12 protein-coding genes are annotated in these 15,945 nt (G+C 72.4%); 7 read left to right on the top strand and 5 right to left on the bottom strand.

Going from position 1 to position 15,945, the window contains the following annotated elements; translation table 11 throughout:
* Positions 1-354: 354 nt before the first annotated feature.
* Both AQJ64_RS36470 and ptsP read left to right on the top strand, forming a co-directional pair.
* A complete protein-coding gene (locus AQJ64_RS36470; protein ID WP_055635131.1) occupies positions 355-804 on the top strand; it encodes a PTS sugar transporter subunit IIA in 450 nt (149 codons plus the stop codon).
* Positions 805-915: 111 nt separating this feature from the next.
* Positions 916-2,586 carry a phosphoenolpyruvate--protein phosphotransferase gene (ptsP, locus tag AQJ64_RS36465; RefSeq protein ID WP_055635130.1) on the top strand — a complete coding sequence of 557 codons (1,671 nt, stop codon included), beginning with the start codon at positions 916-918 and terminating at the stop codon, positions 2,584-2,586.
* 99 nt (positions 2,587-2,685) lie between these two features.
* On the opposite strand, the gene AQJ64_RS36460 is transcribed toward ptsP, so the two are convergent.
* Together AQJ64_RS36460 and AQJ64_RS36455 are read right to left on the bottom strand one after the other, a co-directional pair.
* Positions 2,686-3,579, bottom strand: coding sequence for a hypothetical protein (locus AQJ64_RS36460; RefSeq protein WP_059203342.1), 894 nt, complete (start codon positions 3,577-3,579; stop codon positions 2,686-2,688).
* A 24-nt stretch (positions 3,580-3,603) separates the two neighbouring features.
* Complete coding sequence (locus tag AQJ64_RS36455; protein ID WP_055638421.1) at positions 3,604-4,812, bottom strand: MFS transporter; 1,209 nt, start codon at positions 4,810-4,812, stop codon at positions 3,604-3,606.
* A 112-nt stretch (positions 4,813-4,924) separates the two neighbouring features.
* Here AQJ64_RS36455 and AQJ64_RS36450 point away from each other — a divergent pair, with 112 nt between their 5' ends.
* The gene (locus AQJ64_RS36450; protein WP_055638420.1) at positions 4,925-6,244 is read left to right on the top strand and encodes an aminotransferase class I/II-fold pyridoxal phosphate-dependent enzyme; all 1,320 of its coding nucleotides are present in this window, start codon (positions 4,925-4,927) and stop codon (positions 6,242-6,244) included.
* Positions 6,245-6,271: 27 nt separating this feature from the next.
* On the opposite strand, the gene AQJ64_RS36445 is transcribed toward AQJ64_RS36450, so the two are convergent.
* Positions 6,272-8,248, bottom strand: coding sequence for an acetoacetate--CoA ligase (locus AQJ64_RS36445; protein ID WP_055638419.1), 1,977 nt, complete (start codon positions 8,246-8,248; stop codon positions 6,272-6,274).
* A gap of 215 nt (positions 8,249-8,463) precedes the next feature.
* On the opposite strand from AQJ64_RS36445, the gene AQJ64_RS36440 reads away from it, so the two are divergent.
* On the top strand, positions 8,464-10,824 hold the full coding sequence (locus AQJ64_RS36440; RefSeq protein WP_059203341.1) for a glycoside hydrolase family 31 protein: 2,361 nt from the start codon (positions 8,464-8,466) through the stop codon (positions 10,822-10,824).
* A gap of 33 nt (positions 10,825-10,857) precedes the next feature.
* On the opposite strand, the gene AQJ64_RS36435 is transcribed toward AQJ64_RS36440, so the two are convergent.
* Both AQJ64_RS36435 and AQJ64_RS36430 read right to left on the bottom strand, forming a co-directional pair.
* Positions 10,858-11,394 (bottom strand): NUDIX domain-containing protein, encoded by a 537-nt coding sequence (locus AQJ64_RS36435; protein ID WP_055634429.1) that lies wholly within the window; start codon positions 11,392-11,394, stop codon positions 10,858-10,860.
* A 47-nt stretch (positions 11,395-11,441) separates the two neighbouring features.
* Entirely contained in the window at positions 11,442-12,251 is an 810-nt protein-coding gene (locus AQJ64_RS36430; protein ID WP_055634430.1) for a M15 family metallopeptidase, read from the bottom strand.
* 97 nt (positions 12,252-12,348) lie between these two features.
* Between AQJ64_RS36430 and AQJ64_RS36425 the strand changes: the two genes are divergently transcribed.
* The 3 genes from AQJ64_RS36425 (at position 12,349) to AQJ64_RS36415 (ending at position 15,740) form a co-directional block, all read left to right on the top strand.
* A complete protein-coding gene (locus AQJ64_RS36425) occupies positions 12,349-12,774 on the top strand; it encodes a Zn-ribbon domain-containing OB-fold protein (RefSeq protein WP_055634431.1) in 426 nt (141 codons plus the stop codon).
* Positions 12,771-13,961: a lipid-transfer protein gene (locus AQJ64_RS36420; RefSeq protein ID WP_055634432.1), complete on the top strand. Its 1,191-nt coding sequence runs from the start codon at positions 12,771-12,773 to the stop codon at positions 13,959-13,961. The genes AQJ64_RS36425 and AQJ64_RS36420 overlap by 4 nt, the downstream gene beginning before the upstream one ends.
* 135 nt (positions 13,962-14,096) lie before the next feature.
* Positions 14,097-15,740, top strand: a complete 1,644-nt coding sequence (locus tag AQJ64_RS36415; protein ID WP_059203340.1) for a GGDEF domain-containing protein — start codon at positions 14,097-14,099, stop codon at positions 15,738-15,740.
* The last annotated feature ends 205 nt before the right edge of the window (positions 15,741-15,945 follow it).

The raw sequence follows: 15,945 nt of genomic DNA, 5'->3' as shown, positions 1-15,945 counted from the left end.
CACCCTCTCAGGCTTTCCTCCGGGCTTCCCTTCGGTGTTTCCAACACTATCAGGGTTTTTCCGGCCTCCTGACCACCGTTCTGCAGGCATGCAGAAGATGATCCAGAGTTAGGATCCATCAGAGTTGGATGCTGCCCTGTCAAGCGCGCTTGATCGCGTCACTCACCCTCGGGCAGGAGTACGACTGTACACGGGGCCGCGGAGCGCGCGCAAATCCATTAGGCTGGTGGTCTAGACCACGGATCGGACTCTCGTGCGGAACCGGTACTTCATCTGACATACCCTGCTGCACAGTGCGCCGTCCGGGACAAGCAGTAACGGCCCCTGTACATCTCCACCCCTGGGAGGCTTCCCATGACCACCGTGACGTCCCCTCTCGCTGGACGCGCCATCGGACTGGCCGCGGTACCCGATCCAGTCTTCTCCGGAGCCATGGTCGGCCCCGGTACGGCGATCGACCCGGTGCGCGAACCCTCCGAGGCGGTGGCGCCCGTGGACGGAGTGATCGTCTCCCTCCACCCGCACGCGTTCGTCGTCGTCGACTCCGAGGGACACGGTGTGCTCACCCACCTCGGGATCGACACCGTGCAGCTCAACGGCGAGGGCTTCGAGCTCCTCGTGAACAAGGGCGACACCGTGACCCGCGGTCAGGGCATCGTGCGCTGGAACCCGGCGGCGGTCGAAGAGAGCGGCAAGTCCCCCGTGTGCCCCGTCGTGGCACTGGAGGCCACGGCCGACGCCCTCGGCGAACTCCGCGAGGACGGCGACATGAAGGCCGGCGACCTTCTCTTTACCTGGCAGTGATGCCGCTCTCTATCCGGCAGTGATGCCGACGCCGTCGTGCCGAACGGCGCGACGGCACAGGGAACAACCAACGCGGCGGCGGGACCCGCCGCTCTATCGGAGACGGGTGAGATGGAGACAACGCTGCGAGGCGTCGGCGTGAGTCACGGTGTGGCGATCGGCGAGGTTCGGCACATGGGAACGGCGGTGCTCGAACCGCCTGCCAAGCAGATACCGGCTGAGGAGGCGGAGCGTGAACAGGGGCGCGCCCGCCAGGCCGTGGAGGCTGTCGCGGCCGATCTGATGGCGCGCGGCAATCTGGCGGGCGGCGAGGCCCAGGCGGTGCTCGAGGCACAGGCGATGATGGCCCAGGACCCTGAGCTGATGGTGGACGTGGAGCGGCGTATCGCCGTCGGCAGCACGGCCGAGCGTGCCGTGTACGACGCGTTCGCCGCGTACCGCGAGCTGCTGGCCGGCGCCGGTGAGTACCTCGCGGGCCGGGTGGCCGACCTCGACGATGTGCGGAATCGTATCGTCGCCCGTCTGCTGGGCGTCCCGATGCCGGGTGTCCCGGACAGCGACGAGCCGTACGTGCTGGTGGCCCGGGATCTGGCGCCGGCCGACACGGCGCTGCTCGACCCGACCCTGGTGCTCGGTTTCGTGACCGAGGAGGGCGGGCCGACCAGTCACAGCGCGATCCTGGCGCGCGCGCTCGGTGTGCCGGCGGTCGTGGCGCTCCCGGGCGCCGGTGAGCTGGCCGAAGGCACGATGATCGCGGTCGACGGCAGTACGGGCGAGATCTTCGTGCATCCGAGCGACGAGAGGAAGGCGCAGCTCCGGGCCGCGGCCGCGGAGCGCAAGGCCGCGTTGGCGGGGTCGACCGGTCCGGGTGCGACCGCCGACGGGCACAAGGTGCCGCTGTTGGCCAACGTCGGCGGGCCGGCGGACGTACCGGCCGCCGTCGAGGCGGGGGCTGAGGGCGTCGGGCTGTTCCGTACCGAGTTCCTCTTCCTCGACGACAGCAAGAACGCGCCCTCCGAGGAGAAGCAGGTCGAGGCCTACCGTCAGGTGCTCGAAGCCTTCCCCGAGGGGCGGGTCGTCGTGCGGGTGCTGGACGCGGGTGCGGACAAGCCGCTGGACTTCCTGACCCCCGCCGACGAGCCGAACCCGGCGCTGGGCGTGCGCGGTCTGCGCACCCTGCTGGATCACCCGGAGGTTCTGCGGACCCAGCTGACGGCGCTGGCGAAGGCGGCCGAGGGTCTGCCGGTCCACCTCGAGGTGATGGCGCCGATGGTGGCGGACCGTGCCGACGCCAAGGCGTTCGCGGACGCCTGCCGCGCGGCCGGGCTGCGGGCGAAGTTCGGTGCGATGGTGGAGATCCCGTCCGCCGCGCTGCGGGCCCGTTCGATTCTGCGGGAGGTCGAGTTCCTGTCGCTGGGGACGAACGACCTCGCGCAGTACACGTTCGCCGCCGACCGGCAGGTGGGTGCGGTGTCCCGGCTGCAGGATCCGTGGCAGCCCGCGCTGCTCGACCTGGTCGCGCTGGCGGCCGAGGCGGCCGGGGCCGAGGGCAAGAGCTGTGGTGTGTGCGGCGAGGCGGCGTCCGACCCGCTGCTCGCCTGTGTGCTGACAGGTCTGGGCGTCACCTCTCTTTCCATGGGTGCGGCGTCGATTCCTTATGTGCGGGCGACTCTGGCGAAGTACACGCTGGCGCAGTGCGAGCGGGCCGCTGCGGCCGCGCGGGCGACGGACAGTGCCGAGGAGGCGCGGAGCGCGGCGCAGGCCGTGCTGTCCGGGGAGTAGACGCTCGGACCGGCCTCCGGTCGGTGGGCAGGGGCGCTCCGCTTTCGAGTGGAGCGCCCCTGCCTTTCGTCCGGGCCCGTCCGGGCGCCGAGTGCCGGTTCAGTGGTGGTGGTCGGGCAGGGGGTCCTCCTCCTCGAGGTCCGGCGGGACGCTGTAGTCGACTCCGGACTCGGGGGCGATGAGGTCGCCGGATTCGGCGTCGGTGCAGTAGGCGTCGAAGACCTCGCCGGCGGTCAGGGGTTCGAGGCCGTCACCGCGCATGCGCCAGCCGTAGACGCGGTCGGGGCCGCCGGGTGCGCTCGTGCGCATGACCAGGCCGCCGGGGCCTCGGGTGGCGAGGCCGAGGGCGAGGACGGTGGTGAACTCCAGGGCTTCGGCCTCGGCGACCTGTGTCGTGCTGTCGGTCTCGTCGTCGGCGTGGAGGGCGGCGACGAGGGTTTCGGGGGTTCCGGTGACGCTGCAGACGAGGTGCCGGTCGCCGGGCGGTGCCGTGCGGAGGATACGGACGACGAGGTCGGATGCGCGCTGGAAGGCGGCGCGGCCGATGTCCTCGCCGCAGGTGGCGCAGGCCCCGAGGCGGGCGAGCAGGGTGGCGGCGTACTCCCAGGTGGCCTGGCGTACGGCTTCGTCGACGAGGGCGGGGAGCAGGTCGGCGAGGGGCTGGCCGTCGTAGGGGATGGTGGGGCCGGTGGTCGCGAGTTGGGCGGTGAAGCGGCTGCGGCTGGCGGGGAGGTCGGGGTCGAGGTTGCCGGCGGTGCAGTAGTCGGCGTATTCCTGCGGGTCGAAGAGGGCGACGGTGGTGTGGGTGCCTTGCAGGGCGCGGACCTTGAGGAGGTCCTCGACCTGGCGGAGGTAGGTGGTGTGGTCGTCGAAGGTGAAGCTGCGGTAGCGCTTCATGGCTCGGAAGTCGTGTTCGTCCGTGAGCAGGCCGATGGTGCCGGCGATTTCGCGGCGCAGGACGCGGCGCATGAGCTGGCGGTCGGTGAGTGCCATGTTTCCCCCTGTGTGCATGGTCGATCAATGCTCACTCACAGTAACCGTCGGCACTGACAACGGCCCTCGCGTGAGGCGTTCGCGGACCAGGCGGTGCTGGAATCCGCAGGTCAGGGCGATGGTGGTGCCGAAAGCGAGCCAGCCGAGGGGGCCGGTGGCGATGGCCGCGGTGACGGCGAGTGGTCCGATGCTGCGCTGGGCGGACTGGGCCAGGCCGTGGACTCCGAGGTAGGCGCCCTGGGCGGTGCCGGGGGCCAGGGCGACGGAGAGTTCCCAGGAGATCGTGGCGTGGAGTATCTCGGCCAGGGTGAAGAGGGCGGCCGCCGCGGTGAGGAACAGGGTGGTGGTGGCGGTGCCGCCGGTTGCCGAGGCGGCCATGGCGATGCCGGCGAGGGCGAAGACCGCCGAGAGCGGGGCGAGGAGGCGGCGGGCGGCGGCCGTGGTGGCGCCGAAGCGGGCCAGGGGGACCTGGAGGGCCACGACCATCACGTTGTTGAGGACCATCAGCAGCGGGGCGAGGCCGTGGGGCGCGGTGCCGGTGTGGGCGATCCAGAGGGGCAGGCCGACCTTGAAGACGGCGTCGTCGAGGAAGAGGACGGTGTCGGTGGCCACGTAGGCGAGATAGGTGCGGTCCCGCCAGGGGCTGGTCGGTGCGGCGGTGGGCCTGGGGTCCTGGGAGGTGGCCACCGTGCGGGTGTTCGAGCGGGGTTCGTCGACGCGGAGGGTGAGCAGGGCGCAGGCGAGGAAGGAGAGGGCGTCGCCTGCGAGGAGCCAGCGGTAGGCGGCTGTGGTACCGAGGGCCAGTGCGGCTGCGGCGGCGAGGCCGCCGAGGGCCCAGCCGGCGTTGGCGACCGTGCGCTGGAGGGCCTGATAGCGGACGCGGTCGGGGCCGGCGACGCGGGTGGCGTAGAGCTTGGTGAGGACGTTGGCGGCGCGGTCGCCGAGGCTGCCGAGGGAGCAGTAGGCGACGAGGAGCGCGTAGTGGTCGGTGGTCAGCAGGGCGAAGGAGGCGAGGGCGCGCAGCAGCTGGACCGTGACGAGGACGCGGGTGGCCGGGAAGCGGTCCGCCAGGCAGCCGCCGAGGGGGGCTCCGGCGATCCCGGCGGCTCCGGCCACGGCGACGAGGGTGCCGACCTGGGCGACGGAGAGGCCTGAGACGTAGGTGAAGTACAGGACGCTGACGGATGCCCACAGACCGCTGCCGACGCGGTCGACGAGGGCGATGGTCAGCATGCGGCGTCCGTCGCGTCCTCCGGGTGTGCCGCGGGTCCAGGTGACTGCGCGGTGGATCGGTCGCACGGGCTCCCCCTTGCCTCGAATTATGTATTGGTACATACTTGGCAATGTGGCAACACAATATGGGATCAGTGGTACGACGGCCAAGGGGATTGCCGCGTCCGTCGAACGGGGTGTGACCGAGGGAGCGTTGGGGCCGGGGGCCGCGCTGCCTCCGGTGCGGCGGCTGGCGGACGAGCTCGGGGTCAGCCCCGGGACGGTCGCCACGGCCTACAAGGAGCTGCGGCGGCGGGGCATCGTCGTCACGCGCGGGCGGGGCGGCACGGTGGTGGCGCCGGTTCCCGCCGTGGCTTCACGAAGGCCGCCGAGGGTGCCGGAGGGGCTGCGCGACCTGGCCGGCGGGCATCCCGATCCGGAGCTGCTGCCCGCTCTGGTGCCCCCCACGCGCCTGTCCCCCGGCGCCCGGTCGCATCGCGCGACGCCCCGGCTGGAGCGGCTGGAGGAGGTCGTACGGGACTGGCTGCGGCCCGACGGCGTACCGGTGGAGCAGGTGACGTTCGCGCACGGCGCGCTGGACCTGGTCGGCCGGCTGCTGTCCGTGGAGCTTCGGCCCGGGGACGCCGTGGCCATGGAGGATCCCGGGTATCACCATCTGCTGGATCTGGTCGCGGCCCTGGGGCTGCGGATCGTGCCGGTCGCCGTGGACGACCAGGGGTTGCGTCCGGAGGCGCTCCGGGCCGCCGTGCGGGCGGGGGTACGCGCCCTGGTGTGCAGTCCCCGGGCGCAGAACCCCTGTGGGGGCTGTTTCTCCGAGGCGCGCCGGGACGAACTCGTCGAGGTCCTGCGGGGCGAGCCGGACCTGCTGGTCGTCGAGAACGACCATGCCTCGGCGGTCGCGGACGCGCCGCTGCGGTCGCTGACGTCGGGCGGGCTGTCGCGCTGGGTGCATGTGCGGACGGTGAGCAAGTTCCTCGGGACCGACCTGCGATGGGCGGCGGCGGCCTGCGATCCGACCACGCTGGCCCGGCACGACGGACGGCTGCTGCTGACGTCCGGTTGGGTCAGCCACCTCCTCCAGGAGACGGCGTACGGATTGCTGACCGATGACGGCACGCGCGCGTTGGTGACACGCGCGCGGGGGACGTACACCCGGCGCAGGGCGGCGTTGCTCCGGGAACTGGCGGCCCGTGGCATCGCGGCGCACGGTGCGAGCGGGATGAACGTGTGGGTGCCGGTGCGGGACGAGTCGGCCGTGGTGAACGGGTTGCGGTCGCAGGGCTGGTGGGTGGCGGCGGGGGCCCGGTTCCGGCTGGCGTCGGAGCCGGGGGTGCGGATCTCCGTGGCCGAGCTGGAACCGGCCGAGGCGGTACGGCTGGCCTCGGACTTCGCCGCGGTGCTGGGCGAGTCCGAGGCCACCTACGGCGGCTGAGCGGCCCGGAGGGACGTACCGCGTGTGTCAGGCCTTCTTGCGCGCGAGTTCCTCGTAGAAGTGGAGCAGTTCCAGGTTGTCGACGGAGCCCGGGTTGACCGCCTTCTCCAGCGGGGTGCCCTGGAGGAGGCGCTTGACGGGGACCTCGATGCGCTTGCCGGTGAGGGTGTGCGGGACCCCGGGCACCTCGATGACCTCGTCGGGGACGTGGCGCGGCGACAGCTGCTCGCGGATGGCCTGCTTGATGCGGCCGAGCAGGGCGTCGTCGAGGACGGCTCCGGGCGCCAGATGCACGAAGAGGGGCATCCAGTAGCCGCCGTCGGGTTGTTCGATCCCGATGACCAGGGATTCCTTGATCTCGGGCAGCCGCTCCACGACCTCGTAGATGTCGGCGGAGCCCATACGGACGCCCTGGCGGTTGAGCGTGGAGTCGGAACGGCCGTGGATCACGACGGAGCCGCGTGAGGTGACGGTGATCCAGTCGCCGTGGCGCCAGACGCCGGGATAGGTGTCGAAGTAGCTGTCGTGGTACCGGCTGCCGTCGGGGTCGTTCCAGAAGTGGACCGGCATGGAGGGCATGGGGTTGGTGACGACGAGTTCGCCGACCTCGTCGACGAGGGGGTGGCCGCTCGGGTCCCACGACTGAAGGTCGGTGCCGAGGCTCGGCGCCTGCAGTTCACCGATGTACACGGGGAGGGTCGGTACGGCGCCGGCGAAGCAGGAGCACACGTCGGTGCCGCCGCTGACGGAGGCGATCCACAGGTCGGCGCCGCTTTCTGCGAACTCGTCGTGCAGCCAGCGGAAGCCGTCGGGCGGGAGCGGGGACCCCGTGGTGGCCACGCACTGGATCCGGGAGAGGTCGAAGTCGCGGGCCGGGTGCACCTCGGCCTTGCGGCAGGCCATGACGTACGCCGCCGATGTGCCGTAGAGGGTGGCTCCCGTACGTTCGGCGATGCGCCACTGGGCGCCGGTGTCGGGATGGCCGGGGCTGCCGTCGTAGAGGACGACCGTGGTGCCCGTGAGGAGGCCGGAGACGAGGAAGTTCCACATCATCCAGCCGGTGGAGGTGTACCAGAAGAAACGATCCTCGGGGCCGAGGTCGCAGTGCAGGCCGAGCTGTTTGAGGTGTTCGACCAGGATGCCGCCCTGGGACTGGACGATGGCCTTGGGCAGGCCGGTCGTACCGGAGGAGTAGAGGACCCACAGGGGATGGGCGAAGGGGACCTGTTCGAAGACGGGCTCCTCGTCACCGGCCGTGAGCGCCGACCATTCCAGGGCTCCCCCGGTGGCCTCGGTGCCGAGGAGCGGGATGTGGACGACGGCACGCAGGGTGGGCAGTTCGCGGCGCAGTTCGGCGACGACGTCGCGGCGGTCGTGTTCCTTGCCGCCGTAGCGGTAGCCGTCGACGGTGAACAGGACGACGGGTTCGACCTGCTGGAAGCGGTCGAGGACGCTGCGGGCGCCGAAGTCGGGGGCGCAGGAGGTCCAGACCCCGCCCACGGCGGCGGTGGCGAGGAGCGCGACGACGGCCTGCGGGATGTTCGGGACGTAGCCGCTGACCCGGTCCCCCGGTCGCACGCCCAGGGCGCGCAGCCGTGCGGCCAGCGCGCCGACCTGGCGGCGCAGCTCCGACCAGGTCACCGGCTGTGGTGCATGGGATTCGTCGACATACAGCAGGGCCGGTTCGTCCGGGCGGGTGGCGGCCGCGCGCAGGGCGTGCTCGGCGTAGTTCAGCATGGCCCCGGGGAACCAGGCGGCACCCGGCAGGGAACGATCGCCCAGCACGCGCGCGTAGGGCGTCGAGAACCGTACGTCGAACCATTGCGTGACGGCTTCCCAGAACGACTCCAGCTCGTCCACGGACCAGCGGTGCAGAGCCGGATACCCGCCGTCCGCGGGGGCTCCGTGGTGCTCGGCCGCCCAGGCCTGGAACCTGGTGACCTGGGCTTTCGCGATGCGCTGCGGATCTGGCCGCCAGAGCGGCTCGGGGTTCACGGTCGACATGGGGGCGGCTCCCGGACTGTGGCGCGTCGTATGCGTCGTCCGCGCACGTGCGGGGTTGTGCGCGTGACGCGGCTGACAGGGACGATGCCATGTGATCGACTTCTGCACCAGGGTGTGCCCCACACAGTCCGTGTCGTGAAGATGTGGTCCCGACATGGGTGAACGGCAGTTGAACGACACGCGCGTGTGGAGCGGTCAGTGGCAGGGTGAACAGCATGGACGGTCGTGACCTGGTGCGTTCGATGAAGACGGTGGGTTCCGCCGGGGCTGCCCGGGGGCTGCGTACCGTACGGGCCGCCTGGCGCCGAAGGCGCGCCGACGCCGCCGGGTTGCCGGCGCGGGGTGCCGAGCGGGCCCGGGTCCCGGGGCCGGTGCTGGACGTGGAGCCGGGGCCCGGTGGTGGCACGATCCGGTTCAGCCGCTCGGACCTGCGGATCTTCGTGGCGGTGAACGGGGCGGTCTTCTGGGGCTGGGACGGGGCCGGGCCGGAGCCGTCGTACGCGCTGGCCGGGCGGTGCCCGGATCCCGACCCGCGGGCGGTGCTGGAGCCGGACAAGGACGGCGGCTGGCGGGTGGTGGCCGAGCGGGTGACGGTCGTGGTCTCGCGGCACGGTGCGGTCGAGGTGTGCACGCCGGGCGGGGTGACGTTGCGGCGTGATCTGCCGCCGCGCTGGTGGGAGCCGAGGGACGGCGGTCCGGGGCGCTGGATGCAGCGGTCGGAGGTGGCGGCGGACGCGCGCTTCTTCGGGCTCGGCGGGCGGGCGTCGGGGCCCCGGCTGCGGGACGGTACGTACCGGATGTGGAACACGGATCCCGGACACACGTTCGGCCGGGAGGACGATCCGCTGTATCTGACGATGCCGGTGCAGCTCGTGGTGTCCGACGCGGCCACGCATCTGGTGTTCCACGACACCTCCTGGGACGGCACGGTGACCCTGCGGGAGGGCGAGGAGGGGGCCGGGTCGGGACACGACCGGGCGGGGTCGAGCGAGCTGCGGATGGACGGTGGCCCGTTGCGGTGCTGGGTCGTGGTGGGCACCCCCGCGCGCGTGCTGCTCGCCTGGGCCTCGCTCACCGGGGCGCCGGCGCTGCCTCCCGCTTGGGCGCTGGGACACCATCACGCGCGCTGGGGCTTCGGCAGCGAGCAGGAGGTACGGCGGATCGTCGCGGGCTATCACGAGCACGGTCTGCCGCTGGACGCCGTCCATCTCGACATCGACCACTACGACCAGCATCAGGTGTTCACCGTCGACCAGGACCGTTTCCCCAAGCTGCCGGTGCTCGCCGAGGAGCTGCGGCGGGACGGCATCCGGCTGGTGTCGATCGTCGACCCGGCGGTCAGGGCCGAGCCGGGCAACGCCGTCTACGACAGCGGGCTCGCCGAGGACGCGTTCGTCAAGGACGCCGCGGGGCGGCTCGTCGAGGGCGTGGTGTGGCCGGGGGAGGCGGTGTTCCCGGACTTCACGCACGCGCGGGTGCGGCGCTGGTGGGGAGAGCTGTACGCGGAGCGCATCGGGCAGGGGTTCGCCGGCTTCTGGCACGACATGAACGAACCCACGTCGTTCACGGCCTTCGGCGAGCCGACGCTGCCCCGGTCGGCCCGTCACGCGCTGGACGGGCGGGACGGCGATCACCGGGAGGCCCACAACGTCTATGCGCTGTGCATGGCCAGGGCGGCGTACGAAGGGCTGCGGGAGCTGCTGCCCGAGGAGCGGCCGTTCCTGTTCTCCCGCTCCGGCTGGGCGGGCCTGCAGCGCTACGGCGGGACCTGGTCGGGGGACGTCGCCTCGGGCTGGCCGGGGCTGCGGGCGTCGCTGTCGCTGGTGATGGGGCTCGGGCTGTGCGGGGTGCCCTACTCGGGGCCGGACATCGGCGGCTTCGACGGGAACCCGTCGCCCGAGTTGTATCTGCGGTGGTTCCAGCTGGGCGCGTATCTGCCGTTGTTCCGGACGCACGCGAGCCTGCGGGCGGGTCGCCGTGAGCCGTGGGAGTTCGGTCCGGAGGTGTTGGAGCACGCGCGCGTGGCGCTCGTCGAACGTCGGCGGCTGCTGCCGTACTTCATGACGCTGGCGCATCTGGCCCGGCGTACCGGGGCTCCCTATGTGCGCCCGGTGTGGTGGGGCGCGCCGGAGGACCGGGCGCTGCGGGACTGCGAGGACGCCTTTCTGCTGGGTGACAGCCTGCTGGTGGCGCCGGTGCTCGATCCGGGTGCCGAGCGGCGTGCGGTGCAGCTGCCGAGGGGGCTCTGGTACGACACGGCGACCGGCCGGCGGCACCGGGGACCGGGGCAGGTGCTCGTGGACGCGCCTCTGTCGCGGATCCCGGTGTTCGCGCGCGCGGGTGCCGTCATACCGGTGCGCGGGGACGACGGGGCGCTGGAGCTGGAGGTGTGGACGCCGGCCCGGGGGCGGACCGGTGGCGGCCTGGTGGTGCGGGACGCGGGCGACGGCTGGGACGAGCCCGAGGTCGAGCGGTACGTGGCCCGTTGGGAGGGTCGGCAGGTCGTCGTCGAGCGGGAGGGGGAGGACGGCCTGCACGAGCCGTCCCATCCCGTGCGGGTGCGCGGGCTCGGCTGATCTCCGCGCCGCGGGAGAGGTCGAGCGGTGGGCTCAGATGTAGCGGCCCTCGAAGAACGCCCGTACCGCGTGGGTGTGCAGCGGGAAGGCGAGTTCCTCGGGCCCGCGCAGGACGTGCCAGCCCTCCGTCTCGTCGGTGGCGGCCGACTCCGGGAGGCGGTCGGCGGGGCGCTCCGGGAGGAGCCCGAACAGCAGCAGGTGGCCGTCGGGTGAGCTCATGGCGTCGGCGAGGCGTACGTCGCGGCTCGCGGCGTCGATGCCGGTCTCCTCCCGGAGTTCGCGGACGACGGCCTGCCGCCAGTCCTCGCGGTGGTCGATGAAGCCGCCGGGCAGGGCGACGCCCCCGCGCGCGGGGGCGATGGTTCGGGTGATGACGACCAGGCCGGTACCCCTGGGGTCGTACACGGGCTGGAGGGCGACGGCCACCGGCAGCGGGTTGCGGTAGGCGATGGTGGCGCAGGCCGGACAGGTGCGGGGCCAGCCGGTGACGCCCTCCCCGTAGGGCGCTCCGCAGCTCGAACAGTGGGAGTCGCGCGCGGAGTTCGGATGGGAGTGCTGAGTTTCGGACACGCGGCGGAGCGTATCCGATCTTGGGGAGGGCGTCGTGCGTGAGCGGCTCAGTACGCGGTGGTGAGGGATTCGGCGGAGACGGGGAAGTCGAAGTAGGTGTCCGGGTAGGGCTCGGGCTTGAAGGTGTAGTGCCACCATTCCTCGGCGAGGTTCACGAAGCCGAGCTCTTCCAGGGTGTTCTTGAGGAGCAGCCGGTTGGCGAGCTGACGGCCCTGGATGCGCGGGTCCAGGGTGTGGGCGAGGGTGTCGAAGCAGTCGTAGCCCGTGCCCATGTCGACGGAGTTGTCCGGGAGGCGCTCCGCCCGGGGCGCGTAGCAGGGCACGAGGGTCTCACCGGTGACATAGGGTCTGGTCGGGAGGGCGGGGAGCTTCACGATCGTGAGGTCCATGGTGGAGCCGCGGCTGTGGCCGGACTTCTCCGCGATGTAGCCGTCCTCGAAGAGCCGGGTCTTGTCGACGTCCGGGTAGAACTCCTCCTTCATGGCCTGGTCGTCCAGGTCCTCGGCCCAGCGGACGAAGCGGTCCACGGCGCGTTGGGGCCGGTAGCAGTCGTACACCTTGAGCGAGTACCCCTGGGGCAGCAGTTCCTGCTGGGCCCGATGGAGGGCTTCGGCGGCCTGCCGGGTGAGGATGCAGATCGGTTGCGGATAGCCGTCGACGGGGGCGCCGACGAAGTTGTGCGGGGTGAAGTAGCGCATCTCCTGGAGGATCGTCGGGTCCACGGTTCTCAGGGTGACGAAGTCCGCCGGGGCCTCGGGTGCGGTGTCCGCCCGGGCGGTGACGGGGGCGGCGGTCGCGGTCAGCAGGGCGGCGAGCACGGTGACGAGACCGCGGGCCGCACCGGAGAGTCGTGTCATGTCTCCTCCCTGCCCATTTCCCGGTGCGCGTGCCACACTCCTGACGTTCCGTCAGATCTCGTACGGAGGAGGCGCCTTGTCACGTACACGCACGCCCGTGGTGGCGGGGTGGTTCACCGGGGACGGGGAGGACTTCAGGCTGCTCGGCACGCGCTGCTCGGCGTGCCGGTCGGTCTTCTTCCCCCGCGAGGACACGCACTGCCGTAACCCGGGGTGCCGGGACGGAGAGCTGGAGGAGGTCCCGCTGTCGCGGCGGGGACGCGTCTGGTCGTACACGGACAGCCGCTACCGGCCTCCGTCACCCTATGTGACCGATCCGGAACTTCCGTGGGAGCCGTACGCGTTGATCGCTGTGGAGCTGGAGTCCGAGCGGATCGTGGTGCTGGGACAGGCGGTTCCCGGAGTCACCGTCGCGGATCTGGCGGTGGGCATGGAGGTGGAGGTCGTCCCGGGCGTGCTGAGCGAGGACGCGGAGACGACCTGGACGACCTGGCAGTGGCGGCCGACGGGGGTGGCGGGATGACGGCGGAGGTGGCGGTGCTCGGCGCGGGGATGCACCCGTGGGGCAAGTGGGGGCGCGCCTTCGTGGAGTACGGCGTGGCGGCCGCGCGGGCGGCTCTGGCCGACGCCGGTCTGGACTGGCGGGACGTCGGCGCGGTCGTCGGCGCGGACACGGTGCGTGGCGGCTACCCGGGGTATGTCGCCGGGGCGACGTTCGCCAAGGCCCTGGGCTGGCAGGGCGCCCGCGTGACGAGTGTGTACGCGGCGTGCGCGTCGGGCGCGCAGGCGATCGACGCGGCGCGGGCGCGGATCCTCGCGGGTCTGACGGACGTGGCGCTCGTGGTGGGGGCCGACGCGGCGCCGAAGGGCTTCTTCCGGCCTGCGGGCGGGGACCGGCCGGACGACCCGGACTGGCTGCGGTTCCGGGTCCTCGGTGCCACCAATCCGACGTACTTCGGGCTGTACGCGCGCCGGCGCATGGCGGTGCACGGGGACACCCCGGAGGACTTCGCCCAGGTGAAGGTGAAGAACGCCGCCATGGGGGCGCTGAACCCGTATGCGCGCTACCGCAAGCGGGTCACCGCCGAGGAGGTCGCCGCCTCGGCGGTGGTCGCCGATCCGCTGCGGCTGCTGGACATCTGCGCGACCTCGGACGGCGGGGCCGCACTGGTCCTGTCGAGCGTGGAGTTCGCACGCCGGCACGGTGCGGCAAAGCCGGTGCGGATCCGGGCCGTGTCCACCGTGACGCCGCGTTACCCCAGCACCGTCCTGGATCTGCCGGACATCGCCACCGACTCCGCGGTCGCGGTGGATCCCCCGGACGAGCCGTTCCGCGCGTCGCTCGCCCGCGCGGCCTACGAGGAGGCGGGCATCGGCCCCGAGGATCTGTCGCTGGCGGAGGTCTACGACCTGTCCACCGCGCTGGAGTTGCAGTGGTACGAGGATCTCGGCCTCTGCGGCGGCGGCGAGGGCGCCAAGCTGCTGCGGGAGGGGGCGACGGCGCCGGGCGGTCGCATACCGGTGAACACCAGCGGGGGGCTGGCCTCGTTCGGGGAGGCGGTGCCGGCGCAGGCGATCGCCCAGGTGTGCGAGCTGACCTGGCAGTTGCGGGGGCAGGCGGGAGAGCGTCAGATCCCGCACGCGCGCGTGGGTGTCACGGCGAACCAAGGGCTGTTCGGGCACGGGTCGGCGGTGATCGCGGTGCGGTGAGGAGTGTTCCGGGCCGGGGTGCTCGACGCGGGCTCCGGGGCGGGGAGCGGACACCGTCCGTGAGGGGCCCGGAAGCCTGCGTGAACGTCTCGTGAACTGGGCCTGGGCGTCCTCCGGCGGCGCCATCATGCTCCCGTGCAGTCCTGGACGGATACTCTGCGCTTCGCGTTCCAGCCGGTGGTCAATCTGATCACGGGAGGGGTGGCGGGGCTGGAGATACTCGCCCGCCCGGAGTCCGGCGACATTCTCGCGGAGGCCCGGCGGGACCCCGAACTCGACGGCCGGCTCGCCGTGGCGGCGGTCCGGACGGCGGCGCGCAGGGAGACGCTGCTGCCCTTGCACGTCAACGTGTTCGCCGGGACCCTGGCCGACCTCGGCGGGCTCACCCCGCTGCACGACGCGGTGCGTGCGGTGGGGCGACTCCCGTGGGAGGTCACGGTCGACGTCGTGCCGCCGTACACGCATGTGCCGCAGCGCGCGCTCCTCGAGGCGGTGGGGGCGCTGCGGGAGCAGGGCTTCCGGATCAGCGCGGACGGGGTCGGGGACGGGGACGTACCCCTGCGGCTGCTCGTCGACCTGGCACCGGACCTGGTGAAGCTCGATCCCTCCCTGCTCGCGCGGCCCGCGGCGGTACGGGCGATGCGGATGTGGTGCGAGGAGACGGGTGCGCTGCTGGGCGTGGAGTGGGTGGAGACCGAACTGCAGTGCGCGGCGGCGCTGTCGGCGGGGGCGCAGCTGGCGCAGGGCATGCTGTTCGCGCCGCCGGCCCGGCTGCCGGTCGCCGAGGTGTACGTGCCGCCGCGGACTCCCGGGCCGTTGCCGGTGCCGCGGTCGGGGCCGTCGGTGCGGGAGTTCGTGCGGCCGGCCGCGCTGCTGCCCGCCGTCGCCTCCGCCGGGCAGGTGCGGGCACTGCTGACCGGCTCGCCGGAGGTCTCCGGGGTGCTGCTCGTCGACCGGGCGGGGGTACCGGTCCGTTCGGTGCACCGGTCGCGTTTCCTGCTGTCGATGTCGGGGCGCTACGGCCATGCCCTGTACGCCGACCGGCCCGCGGCCAAACTCGGCGACCCGCCGCGGACGGTGGGCATCGACGCGACGGCGTGGGAGGTGCTGGACGTGGTCGCCGTCGGCGACCGGGACCGTACCTCGGACGATGTGGCGGTCGTCGACCGGCTTGGGCGGTGCGTGGGTGTCGTACGGCTGGCGGATCTCGTACGGGCGCTGGCCGAGAGCCGGGTCGAGGAGGCGGTGGGGCTCAACCCGCTGACCCGGCTGCCGGGTTCGGACGCGATCACCTCGGAGGTGGACCGGCGGATCGCGGAGGGCCGGGGGTTCGCCCTGAGCTGGCTGGACGTGGACCACTTCAAGCAGGTGAACGACGGCGCGGGCTTCGCGGCGGGCGACGAGCTGATCCGGTCGGTGGGAGGGGCGTTGCAGGTCGCGGCGTCCGGGAGCACCCGGGTGGGGCACATCGGCGGGGACGACTTCCTGGTGCTGGCCGATCCGGAGGGGTTGGATCCGCTGGCGGTGTCCGTGCTGGACGCCTCGTGGTCGGCGGGCGGGCGTCCGGTCACGTTGTCGCTGGCCACGGTCCTGTGCCCACCGGGCAGTGTGGCCGACCACCGGCAGGCGGCCGCGTGTCTGGCGCCGCTGAAGAAGGCCGCGAAGTCGCTGCGCGGGGCGAGTTGGGTGGTGGGGCGGGCGGGGTACTCCGGCCAGGAGGTGCGGCGGGGGTCGCCGGTGGCCGCGGAGGCGGTGGGGGCGGAGCCGGGGGTGGGCTGAGCGGAGCGTCGCGGTGCCCAACCATTGCCGTCCGCCTCCTTGACGCTCCCTGGGCGCCGGTGAACACTTCCCGGTGTCAGCCGACATCGCCGTACATTCTCGGCGTATCCAGGCACGCGCCACGCGGACTTCGCTCGCCGCGGCCCCCTCGCCAAGGGCGATTCGGCTCTGACGGCACGCTCGTCACGGACGCCGGGCGGGGCGC

It is taken from the genome of Streptomyces griseoruber, assembly GCF_001514205.1.
In the GTDB taxonomy this organism is placed as follows: Bacteria; Actinomycetota; Actinomycetes; order Streptomycetales; family Streptomycetaceae; genus Streptomyces; species Streptomyces griseoruber.
Note: the sequence above shows the minus strand (reverse complement) of the source record. Positions and strands in the feature narration are given on the sequence as shown.